A 7,831-nucleotide genomic window follows, 5' to 3' on the forward strand; every position below is an offset into this window, starting at 1 on the left:
TGGCCTTTTTGTTTATGCATTCACGATTTTGCCCGACTTTGGGTAACCCGTGCTATCGCTACGATACGGCACGATATAAGGTTCGCCGTCTTCAGGATGAATAATTTGGTAGTACTGCGGTAAGTTAAAGTTAATAAACTTAGACGAAACGGTACTCTCGTCTTTTACCGAAGTGTAGAAGCTGTTTACGCTAGCGATCATCTCGTCTTTCTCACCACTAAACTGGTGGTAAACCTCAACACGATTCGACTCGTCTAACACGTAAATGTTGAAACCTTGATCGTTATCTTCAAAGAAAAACTGGATCAGACCTTCGCTGGCAAATCCGTCGACCGCGTCCGGAAGTTGGTAGTCTTGCTCTTTGTCCAACATCAACAACGGTGAGCCCTTGAGCTTGTTAGTTGAAATGCTGCGATAGAAGTCGACCGAATTCTCCAGCATCTGCACCGATACACCACGACGCTCGAAGAACAATCCGTACATTTGCTGACCAATACGCATCGCCTTAAAGCGACGACGTTTTTCTTGCTCGACCGGCTTAAGGCGCAGGTCGATACACTCTGCCAACAACTGATAAACCATATTGCGCATCACACCGCGTAGGTTTTTGCTGTAGCAGAACACATCCACCGACTCTGGTGGTACCGCATCTTGGTGCATTTTGCCCAGTATGGTTTTTAGCGCGTCCAGCATCGACGTCTCGCCTTTAAAGTGCAAGGTACGCACTTCCTGCCACGAGTTACGATAAACCAGATCAACACTACCCACTAAGCACTTCTGCTCAGGGCCAAAGCTGAAGATATCGGTGTTTTTCGGGTCGAGCTTGAGTGATTTGCCTGCAAGTTCTGTCGTTGGGTCGTTTTCAAAGTTAATAAACATCGCCAACTGGCTGATTTCACAAGGGCTAGCCAGAGCTTGCATGGTCGGACGCGGCTTACGTAACGAGAAGGTGTTACGTAAGTCACTCACCATCTGGTAAAACTTGTCGATGTCTAAGTGTGCTTCTCGTATTACCGAGTGCAGGCGTGTCGATTCGGTAATCAAACCGTTAAAGAAAGACCAAGCGACCAGCTTACTGAGGTATTCGTGATGCTCTAGCGGCGCACGACCAATGATGCGATGCGGCGTTAGCGGTTGTTTGTATAGATACCAGCCCTGCTTATTGGTTCTGCCCGGTCTTACTTCGATAAACGTTAAGTCGGGTTCGTGCAGGTCTGGAGAAATTTGTGGGTTTAGCAGCGTGACTTTGCCCGGCAGCACTTCGAATGCCGCATAAAGCTTACGCGCCAGAACACTAATGTCCTGTGGACTGATCGCCGAGGTAATGTTGTTACGGCGAGCAAATTGGATCAGGTTACGGTAACTCTGCATCAAAGCATCAAGTAACGCGTGGTGCACCACTTTGACCTGTTCAACTTTCCAGTTACGTCGGTCATCCAGTTCACGGATAACGCTCTCGTCCCATTGCCATTGAGTCACTAACTCACCTAACGCTTTGCGGCGCCATTCAACCGAGCCAACACTCGGTTCACGCGAGAGCTTTTCGTGTGTCTTCAAATAGAAACAGCGACGAACGAGGTCTAAACGAGTTTCATCACCGATTCGCTCTAAGTAGCGCGTCACCTTCTCTAACATGAGGTAATACGCGTCCATACCATACAGGTCTGGTTCATGAGTAAAGAAGCGGCGTTTGGTGTCTAAGCTTAAAAGTTGGGTATTCGGGTATTCCCAAGAGTAGGCTTCAAGCAGAATCGCTTTTAGGACCGATTTATACGGCGAGTCGATACTTTTGTAGAGTTGCCACAAGTTAGAGCCAAAGTACTCTTCAGCGGGGATTCGGTTCAGCTTACCGAAGTCAATCCAGTTACTGCAATCGATGTAACCGTTGTTACACAGGTCATTGACGTATTCGTCGTAACACTCTTCCATTTCCGGTGGCACGATTTGCCACAACAGACGCTTACCCGCAAGACGTACCGCGCTACGGTAAAATTCATCCAATAGCAACAAGTGCTGTGATGAACCACAGTTGTCACCTGTCATCTCTTCGGAGTGATTTGAACGGAATCGCTCTTCGTCCATCAAGAAGAAATTCGCTTCAACACCTTGGCTTTGCGCCCAATCGGTGATCAACAAACATTTCGTGGTCAGTGACTCGCGCTCATCTTGAGACATGCTCGACGACACACACACCCAGATATCCAAATCACTGGACGTACTTTGTCCTATCGAGGAAGTGCTCCCCATAGTGTACAGACCAAAAATCGATGGATTATCGCTAGAAACCAGCGGCTGACCGAGGGTCAACTCTGTGTCTTCGACAAACTGTCGCTGAGTTTCATTTAGCTCGAACTGACAAATACCAAAAGGCACTTGATTGTCGTAATAGCCAGGAATCGCAGGGTGGTTGAAGTGAAGAAGAGTAGGAATAAGATGGAATACACGCTGACTTTGCAAGTCCATAAGCGCCAGCGCACGCTCAGTGCGTTGCTGGTTCAGATTATCAAGTCTCTGAATTAAAGTCTTAGTGTAAACCTGCAAGGGATATTCCTTGGTTAAATACCTATCGTGTGCTGACGAAAAATCAGTCTAAAGCACCGCTTAAACGTGATCAATCTAACACTTTTATTTCAATTGGTAAAGAATTGTACGATCGAATCGACATAACTATCCGCTGTAAGTCGATTTCGCCTTAGTGTGGTACGGAACCCATTTTTATTATAATAGCCTTTCGTCCAAACGAGACATAGATCACACTCTTTTGATGATTTCATAATCACCCCAGTACAACTATTCATCCTGAGGATATTGCAGTAATACTTTTCGATTCAGAATGGTAGGATTACGCCATTACTTTGAATCAACCAGTAGAACATCATGACTCAAACTACCCCTATTCGTATCGCTACGCGCAAAAGCCCTCTCGCCCTTTGGCAGGCATACTTCGTTAGAGACGCTCTGCAAGCTGCTCACCCTGGCTTAGAGGTTGAGTTGGTCACTATGGTTACCAAAGGCGACGTCATCCTAGATACCCCGCTAGCAAAAGTGGGTGGTAAAGGTTTGTTCGTAAAAGAGTTGGAAGTGGCTATGCTGGAAGGTCGTGCAGACCTAGCGGTTCACTCGATGAAAGATGTGCCGGTTGATTTCCCAGAAGGGCTCGGCCTTGTGACAATCTGTGAGCGTGAAGACCCACGTGATGCGTTTGTGTCAAACACATACAGCCAGATAGACGACCTACCACAAGGTGCGGTTGTGGGCACTTGTAGCCTGCGCCGTCAGTGCCAGTTAAAAGAATACCGCCCAGATTTAGTCATTAAAGAGCTGCGTGGCAACGTAGGCACACGACTAGGTAAACTGGATGCGGGTGAATACGACGCTATCGTATTGGCGGCAGCAGGCCTTAAACGCCTTAAGTTGGAAGAGCGCATTCGCAGCTTTATCGAGCCAGAGCAGTCTCTTCCAGCTGTTGGCCAAGGCGCAGTAGGCATTGAATGCCGTCTTGACGACGAACGCCTAATCAAATTGCTAGAACCACTTAGTCATAAAGAAACTACTGACCGCGTACTGTGTGAGCGCGCAATGAATTTAACCCTAGAAGGCGGATGTCAGGTGCCAATCGGCAGCTACGCCCTGATCGACGGCGATGATATTTGGCTACGTGCCTTAGTTGGTGAACCTGACGGCTCTAAGATCGTTCGTGGCGAAATCAAAGGCCCGAGAAGCCAAGCCGAAGAGCTGGGCGTTACACTGGCCAACCAACTGCTTGATGATGGCGCGAAGGAAATCCTCACTAAGCTATACGCTGAGCACGAGTAATCCAGTATGGCAGTGTTGGTCACCAGACCTGATGAGCAGGGACGCACGTTATGCCAACAACTCAATGACGTAGGGATAAGTGCCCTTCATCTTCCTCTCATAAAAATCGTACCGGGGAGTTCCCTCTCCGGTATTGCTGATGAACTGAACCAGTTCGATATCATTATTGCCGTCAGTCAACACGCGGTTACTTTGACCAATCAAGCGCTTGCGGACAACATGTCTCAATGGCCAACTAAGGCCACGTACCTTGCCGTTGGTCAAAAAACTGCACATGTCTTAAGCAAAGTAACACGACAAAAAGTACACTATCCACAAGTTGGTGACAGTGAGCACCTGCTTGCATTGAAGCCGTTGCAAAGCATCACCAATAAAAGAATCGTCATCTTGCGGGGGAATGGCGGCCGCGAACTCATTTTTGACACACTAATCAGTCGTGGCGCCGTTGTAGAATATATAGAGATATATAAGCGGGAAAACATAACTTTCCGCTCAGAAATGCTCGTACCGTTCTGGCAAGATAGAAAAATTAAGCAGTTAGTCATCACCAGTTCAGGACAACTGAATCACTTTATCTCTCAGATCGCTGATGAGTACTTAGAGTGGGTGTTAGGACTAACGCTGTATGTACCGAGTGAACGTATTGTGCAAGAAGCACTTTCGTTGGGGTTCAAGCAAGTAATCAACACTTGCAGTGCTTCAAACCAAGATTTGTTGGCTACTCTCCGGTCAACTGAAACAGGACAATAAACAATGACAAGCAAAAATAAAAACGATCACATTGAACCTGAGAAAGAAAACACTTCAGCGCCAGAAGAGGTAGAGCAAGCCTCTGTTGCTGACGCAGCTTCCGCCGACAAGGAATCGAAAGTCGAAGAAAGCGTAGCATCACCTACCCCACCTAAAGCAGAACCAGCCCCTGAGTTTGAAGAGAAACAAGGTAAGCGTGGCGTTAAACTAGGGACGGTTGCGATTATCCTATCATTGCTATTCGGTGGTGGTCTGACTTTCCACATGCAGCAGAAGGATGCTCAGTACCAAGCGCAAATCAGCGCGCTGCAAGCTCAATTGCAACAAACTCAAAGCTCAGTGAAACAAGAGCTAGAAACCACGCAAAAAACCGCGGTAGCGAAAGCGACCGAGATCACCCATAAAGCAGAAACAGTATTAGCGCAGCAGCAAAAGAGCATTGAAAGCCTACAGTTGGCAATTGCAGATGTTAAAGGACGCCGTCCAAACGATTGGTTACTAGCAGAAGCAGACTACCTAGTTAAACTCGCGGGCCGCAAGCTGTTTTTGGAGCACGATGCGTTCAGTGCAACCAAACTGATGGAAAGCGCTGACCAACGTATTGCCGCACTCAATGACCCAACCCTTGTCCCACTGCGTAAGGCGATGGCGAAAGACATCACCAAGCTCAAAACCGTACCATTAGTCGATAGAGAAGGTCTGGTATTGCGTTTGACGGCGTTACAACAGCAAGTCGATCAGCTGCCTCTCGCAAACGCCTTGTTACCAGAGGCGGAACAAGTAGAACAACGCAAAGTGTCGGAAGACATCTATGACTGGCAAGATAATCTGATGACTTCGTTGAAAGAGTTCTCAGAAAACTTCATCACGTTCCGTACTCGTGATGGCAATGTCATCCCACTACTTTCTCCTCAGCAACACTTCTATTTGAAAGAGAACATCAAAGCTAAGATCGAAACCGCGATCAAAGCTGTCTACGTTGAACAGCAAGAGATCTATACCACGGCTTTATCAACCGCAGATAAATGGTCAAGTACCTTCTTCTATCAAGACTCTAATTCTGTCATTGAATTCAACAAGACACTTGAATCTCTAAGTAAACAAACCATCCAAGTTGAATACCCGGTGAAACTAGAAACACAAACAGTGCTTGCAGACGTTATTCGTGACCGTCTACGCCGTGAGGTGACAACTCTAACCTCGGAGGAAAAATAATGTTTCGAATTCTTTTCCTCTTTGTTGTATTGGGGGCCGGTCTATTCGTTGGTAGCCAATACTCTGGTCAACAAGGCTATGTACTGATTTCTATCGCCAACAAGACCATCGAAATGAGCGTAACGACGCTGGCCATCTTTGTTATTGCTGCACTTGCGGGGTTATTTCTACTTGAGTTTCTGATCAAACGTACGCTCTACGCCAGTTCGGCAACCTGGAACTACTTTAATGTGCGCAAAATGCGTCACTCTCGCCGTCTAACAAACGAAGCGATCGTAAAACTGTTAGAAGGCGACTTTAAGCAAGCTGAGAAAAAGGCAACGCGTTGGGCAAATCACCACGACATGCCATTGCTTTGCTATCTCGTTGCATCAGAAGCCGCTCAAGGATTGGGGGACGCAACCAAGCGTGACAAATATCTAGAGTTGGCTAGCCAACAAGAAAACTCGCTTCTTGCGGTTGAATTGACTCGTGCTAAGCAGCAAATCCGTGAAGCAGATTACACAGCCGCATTCGACACGCTATCGTCACTTAAGTCGAGCTATCCAAATAACGCTATCGTGCTTAACTTACTTAAGACAGTTTATGTTGAACTGAAACTGTGGCAGCCACTACTCGATTTACTCCCAGCACTAGGTAAATCAAACGTAATCAGTGCCGATGAACAGACCAAACTGACTCAAAGAGCGCAGTGCGGTTTGTTAACCGAAGTCGCAGAGCAGAAAGGCAGTGAAGGGCTGATTACTCATTGGAACAGCCTATCGCGTAAAATGAAGAATGACAGTCATCTGGTCGAGTGCTTTGCGAAACAACTTATCGCTCGTAAGGCCGATAACGAAGCGTTCACTCTGGTAAAAGAGAATATTAAGAAGCATCCAAACTCAAGCCTTTATGCACTACTACCAGAGATGAACTTAGCAGACAGCCATCCTGCAGTTGTTTTCCTTGAGGAAACCCTGCGTAAAGATGGCAACAATGCAGAAGCACACAGTGCTCTTGCTCAGTTCTATCTTCGCAACGAAAAGTGGTCCGAAGCTCAGCAGCACTTTGAAAAAGCGCTGACGGTACGCTCCAACGTCTCAGACTACGCCTACTTAGCCGATGCACTAGAGAAGCAAAACTTAACCAAAGCAGCTCACGAAGTCTCTCGTAAGGCTCTGACTCTGGTTCAAGAGTAAGTTAAAATCTCCATGTAAAAAGCCGACCGCTAGGTCGGCTTTTTTATTACCTGCGATCTGTCAAAGCTATTTTGCCGAGAAAGCGTTTAATGCAACAAATCAAACAAGTCTATATCTTGTTTAAATAGATAGGGTGTTTGTCCCATAACGCAGTGTTTCGTAGATCTACGACCTAACCACACTCACTATCTAGCACCTTCGTCGGTCAAGTTGGTAAACACATCATGACCGTAGTAATTACTAAATAGCTATAGTTTGAGATAAGACATGATAAAGGCGGGTAGATCAGCGGTACTGGCTTAGCTGCTGCAAGATCGAAGAAAGTGAGCCATAAGACTAGGTTGTGAAATGGGACGCAAAGCAGTGGGATTAAGTGAGACTATGATTCGTTGCTTAAAGAGCAAGAGACCTAAGCTCAAACAAAAAGACTCCAGTATTAAAGTAAGTGTGAAGCTTTTTCTAGAGAGGTTTCCGAACAGATGGCGAAGTGACTAGGCATAGACTCAATTGGACTCGTGGGTTGGAGAGCAAATTTCTTTGCATATACGATAAAGCCCTAGCATCTCTGCTAGGGCTTTGTCTGAATAAATGGCGGACGGCCGGGGTTGCGGACAACCGGGACTCGTTGGTCGAAGACCAAAATAGCCTGACAGAAACGAAAAGACCTCAGCATTTCTGCTGAGGTCTAAAATAAGTGGCGGAGCGGACGGGACTCGAACCCGCGACCCCCGGCGTGACAGGCCGGTATTCTAACCAACTGAACTACCGCTCCGCACTGGTTAGACCTAAGTCTAAATTTAAAGCCTGGCGATGTCCTACTCTCACATGGGGAAGCCCCACACTACCATCGGCGCTAATTCGTTTCACTTCTG

At 46.9% G+C, this 7,831-nt stretch carries 5 protein-coding genes and 1 tRNA gene; 4 read left to right on the forward strand and 2 right to left on the reverse strand.

Annotation, left to right across the window (positions count from 1 at the left end):
• Positions 1–12 precede the first annotated feature (12 nt).
• Entirely contained in the window at positions 13–2,541 is a 2,529-nt protein-coding gene (locus tag HCZ42_RS20215; RefSeq protein WP_167422501.1) for a class I adenylate cyclase, read from the reverse strand.
• Positions 2,542–2,877: 336 nt separating this feature from the next.
• Here HCZ42_RS20215 and hemC point away from each other — a divergent pair, with 336 nt between their 5' ends.
• The 4 genes from hemC to HCZ42_RS20235 are packed head-to-tail and all read left to right on the forward strand — an operon-like array spanning position 2,878 to position 6,959.
• Positions 2,878–3,816: a hydroxymethylbilane synthase gene (hemC, locus tag HCZ42_RS20220; RefSeq protein WP_167422502.1), complete on the forward strand. Its 939-nt coding sequence runs from the start codon at positions 2,878–2,880 to the stop codon at positions 3,814–3,816.
• A gap of 6 nt (positions 3,817–3,822) precedes the next feature.
• The gene (locus tag HCZ42_RS20225) at positions 3,823–4,566 is read left to right on the forward strand and encodes a uroporphyrinogen-III synthase (protein ID WP_167422503.1); all 744 of its coding nucleotides are present in this window, start codon (positions 3,823–3,825) and stop codon (positions 4,564–4,566) included.
• 3 nt (positions 4,567–4,569) lie between these two features.
• Positions 4,570–5,781, forward strand: a complete 1,212-nt coding sequence (locus HCZ42_RS20230) for a uroporphyrinogen-III C-methyltransferase (protein WP_167422504.1) — start codon at positions 4,570–4,572, stop codon at positions 5,779–5,781.
• Positions 5,781–6,959: a heme biosynthesis protein HemY gene (locus tag HCZ42_RS20235; RefSeq protein WP_167422505.1), complete on the forward strand. Its 1,179-nt coding sequence runs from the start codon at positions 5,781–5,783 to the stop codon at positions 6,957–6,959. Before HCZ42_RS20230 ends, HCZ42_RS20235 begins: the two co-directional genes overlap by 1 nt.
• A gap of 695 nt (positions 6,960–7,654) precedes the next feature.
• Here the strand turns inward: HCZ42_RS20235 and HCZ42_RS20240 are convergent.
• Positions 7,655–7,731 (reverse strand) — tRNA-Asp (locus tag HCZ42_RS20240).
• Positions 7,732–7,831: the final 100 nt, after the last annotated feature.

It is taken from the genome of Vibrio hepatarius (genome assembly GCF_011806575.1).
In the GTDB taxonomy this organism is placed as follows: domain Bacteria; phylum Pseudomonadota; class Gammaproteobacteria; order Enterobacterales; family Vibrionaceae; genus Vibrio; species Vibrio hepatarius_A.